Origin of the sequence: Maritimibacter harenae (assembly GCF_009882975.1) — a bacterium.
GTDB classification, from domain to species: Bacteria; Pseudomonadota; Alphaproteobacteria; order Rhodobacterales; family Rhodobacteraceae; genus Maritimibacter; species Maritimibacter harenae.
Genome location: NZ_WTUX01000024.1, coordinates 1 through 211, shown reverse-complemented (window position 1 = coordinate 211; position 211 = coordinate 1). Strand labels below are relative to the sequence as shown.

Genomic DNA, 211 nt, shown 5'->3' with positions numbered 1-211 from the left:
CAGGAGGAGATGACACCTTGAGCGACCTGACCCTTTCCCTCGCCATGGGCAACTACGACCGGACCCGGGCCATCGTCGACGGTCGCGTCAAGATCGACGGGGTGGACCCGGTTCCGATGCTGCTTTCGCCCGAGGAGATGTTCTTCCGCGCCTTCCGCCACCAGGCCTTCGACATTTCGGAACTGTCGCTGTCGTCGTACTCCATCTCTGT

General features: G+C 62.1%; 1 pseudogene. It reads left to right on the top strand.

The features are described 5' to 3' along the window. Nucleotides 1-17: 17 nt before the first annotated feature. Nucleotides 18-211: pseudogene (locus GQE99_RS20165) on the top strand (ABC transporter substrate-binding protein); the annotation flags it as partial.